Source organism: Streptomyces sp. HSW2009, assembly GCF_040240285.1.
Taxonomy (GTDB): domain Bacteria; phylum Actinomycetota; class Actinomycetes; order Streptomycetales; family Streptomycetaceae; genus Streptomyces.
In genome coordinates, this window is sequence record NZ_JBEHZD010000706.1 from 1 (window position 1) to 3,376 (window position 3,376).

Here is a 3,376-nt window from a genome sequence, read left to right on the forward strand (position 1 = left end):
GCGGGGGGGGGGGGGGGCGCCCGGGCCGGGGTCTGTATCTGCCCCGGCTCCCGCGGGGCCAGCGGCCACGACCCGCGCGCGGAGCCGGCGTTGCTGCGCGCGTACGAGACCGACAAGGCGGTGTACGAGGTGCTGTACGAGGCCAGGCACCGGCCCGACTGGCTGCCCGTGCCGCTGGCCGCGATCCGCCGACTGGCCGCGACGGCACACGGGACTGCGGCAGGGGCGGTAGCGACAGCGACCACGACGGCGCCAGCGACGGCCCGCCATCCGGACTGAGCCCGCGCGGCCCGCCGCCCGCCCCGTCCCGGCCCCGTCCCCAGCCCCGTGTGCCGTTCGTTCTTCCCCTGCTCCGTTCCGCTCCCCGCTTCCCGTCTTCACTCCCCGACACCCGCCCCAGCCCTCCCCCTTCCCCGCAGGAGACACCCCGTGACCGTCCGCCCGCCCTCCGGCTCCCGGCCCGGGGAGTCCGCCGTCGACCGGCGCGCCCACCGGCCGGCCGCCCCACAACCAACCCCCCGCGCGGCGCAGTCGTCGGGCCCCGCCGCGCCACGGCGCCCGTACGCCGCGGACTCCGGCCTCGACCGGCCCTCGTACGACGGCCGGCCCACGCCCCGTGCGCCCCGGCTGCCCGCACCGCCCGCGACCGTCACCGCATCCGCCTCCGCCCCGACGGCACCCGTCCCCGCCGCCCCCGCCGTTCCCGCCGCCTTCGCGCGCGCGGGCGCGCCCGCGAGGCCGGTGGCCAGCGGACCCGCAGGGGACGGAGCGGGCCGGGCCGCGCGGGCCGACGGGCTCGAACCGCAGGAGCGGGACCGGCTGTTGACCGGTGCGCACCACGACCCGCATGCGGTGCTCGGGGCGCACCCGGTGGCGGGCGGGGTGCGGTTCCGAGTGCTGCGCCCGTACGCCAGCGCCGTCGCGGTCGTCGTCGACGGGCGGCCGACGGAGCTGTGGTCGGAGGGCGACGGCCTGTTCGGCGGCGTGCTCCCGCTGGCGACGGTGCCCGCGTACCGGCTGCGGGTGGCGTACGGGGAGGCCGGTTCCGGCGCGGTCGCGGAGGCCGCTCGGCCGGTGGAATCCGCGGAGTCCGCCGTACGTACGGAGCGGACGGGGCAGACGGAGCGGGCAGGCCGCACGGAGCCCGCTGAGCTGACGGGCCAGCCGGGCCGCACGAGGCAGACAGGGCAGACGGAGCAGACGGAGCCGCTGGTCGACGATCCGTACCGCTTTCTGCCCGCGCTCGGCGCATTCGACCTGCATCTGATCCGTGAGGGGCGGCACGAGGAGCTGTGGCGGGCGCTCGGCGCGCAGCCGATGGTGCACCAGGGGGTGGCCGGGACGCGGTTCACGCTGTGGGCGCCGAACGCCCGCGGGGTGCGAGTCAGCGGGGACTTCTCGTACTGGGACGGGACCGCCTACCCGATGCGGTCGCTGGGCGCCAGCGGGGTGTGGGAACTGTTCCTGCCCGGGGTCGGCCCGGGGGCGCTGTACAAGTTCGACATCACCCGGCCCGACGGGTCGCACACGCTGCGCGCCGACCCGATGGCGCGGCGCACCGAGTGCCCGCCGGCGACCGCGTCCGTCGTCCACGCCTCGGACTACGACTGGCAGGACGGGGCGTGGCTGGAGCGGCGGGGCGCGCTGCCGGTGCACGCCGCGCCGTTCTCCGTCTACGAGGTGCACCTGCCGTCCTGGCGCCCCGGCCTCGGCTACCGCGAACTGGCCGAACAACTCCCCGGCTACGTCAAGGACCTGGGCTTCACGCACGTGGAGTTCATGCCGCTCGCCGAGCACCCGTTCGGCGGCTCCTGGGGCTACCAGGTCACCGGCTTCTACGCGCCGACGGCCAGGCTCGGCACCCCGGACGACCTCAAGTACCTCATCGACGCGCTGCACCGGGCCGGCATCGGGGTGCTCCTCGACTGGGTTCCGGCGCACTTCCCGCGGGACGAGTGGGCGCTGGCCGAGTTCGACGGCCGACCGCTGTACGAACACGCGGACCCGGCGCGGGCCGCGCACCCCGACTGGGGGACGCTGGAGTTCGACTACGGCCGGCGCGAGGTGCGCAACTTCCTGGTGGCCAACGCGGTGTACTGGTGCGAGGAGTTCCACGTCGACGGGGTGCGGGTGGACGCCGTGGCCTCCATGCTCTACCTGGACTACTCGCGCGAGCCCGGCGGCTGGACCCCGAACGTGCACGGCGGCCGGGAGGACCTGGACGCGGTCGCCTTCCTCCAGGAGATGAACGCCACGGTCTACCGGCGCTGCCCGGGCGTGGTGACCATCGCCGAGGAGTCCACCGCCTGGGACGGCGTCACCCGCGCCACCCACCACGTGGGCCCCGGCGGCTTCGGCGGCCTCGGGTTCGGGCTGAAGTGGAACATGGGCTGGATGCACGACTCGCTGAGCTACATCGGGCACGAGCCGGTGCACCGCGCGTACCACCACCACGAGATGACGTTCTCGATGGTGTACGCGTACTCGGAGAACTACGTGCTGCCCATCTCGCACGACGAGGTGGTGCACGGCAAGCGGGCGCTGGTGTCCAAGATGCCCGGCGACTGGTGGCAGCAGCGCGCCAACCACCGCGCGTACCTCGGCTTCATGTGGGCCCACCCGGGCAAGCAACTCCTGTTCATGGGGCAGGAGTTCGCGCAGGGAGCGGAGTGGTCGGAGCCGCACGGGCCGGACTGGTGGCTACTCGACCCCTCGTACGCGGCCGAGCCCGACCACCGCGGCGTACGGGACCTGGTGCGCGAACTCAACGCGCGCTACCTGGCGACGCCCGCACTGTGGGAGCGCGACACGGCGCCCGACGGGTTCGCCTGGATCGACGGGGACGCGGCGCAGGACAACGTGTTCGCCTTCTCGCGGCACGCGGCCGACGGCAGCCCGCTGGTGTGCGTGAGCAACATGTCGCCGGTCGTCCGGCACGGGTACCGGATCGGCGTGTCGGACGAGGTGCCCGCGTGGGTGGAGGTGCTGAACACGGACGAGGAGCGGTACGGCGGCAGCGGCGTCGGCAACCCCGACCCGCTCAAGGCCGAACCGACCGGCTGGCACGGCCGCCCCGCCTCCCTCGCCCTCGTCCTGCCACCACTGGCCACGGTGTGGCTGCGGCCGTTCTGAGCGGGGCGGGGCGGGGCGGGAGTTGCGGTGGGGGTGGGGGTGCGGGAGCGGGAGCGGAGGCTGTGGGGTGGCGCCGGGCGCGGCACGGGGCGCACACCGGAGCGTGGTACGGGGCGCGGCACGGGGTCGCGGTACGGGGCTCCGTACGGAGCGCGGCACGGGGCGGCAGCGGGGGGGGGGGGGGGCCCCCCCCCCCCCCCCCGCCCCCGCCGCCGCGCGCCCCCGCGCCCGCCCCCCCCCCCCC

General features: G+C 76.0%; 2 protein-coding genes and 1 pseudogene. All 3 read left to right on the forward strand.

Going from position 1 to position 3,376, the window contains the following annotated elements; genetic code table 11:
- Positions 1-279, forward strand: a pseudogene (locus AAHZ94_RS31040) (hypothetical protein); the annotation flags it as partial.
- A 150-nt stretch (positions 280-429) separates the two neighbouring features.
- Positions 430-3,132 (forward strand): 1,4-alpha-glucan branching enzyme, encoded by a 2,703-nt coding sequence (gene glgB / locus AAHZ94_RS31045; RefSeq protein WP_349997051.1) that lies wholly within the window; start codon positions 430-432, stop codon positions 3,130-3,132.
- 62 nt (positions 3,133-3,194) lie between these two features.
- Positions 3,195-3,376 (forward strand): hypothetical protein (locus tag AAHZ94_RS31050; RefSeq protein ID WP_349997052.1); only part of this gene is annotated, 182 nt, incomplete at its 3' end.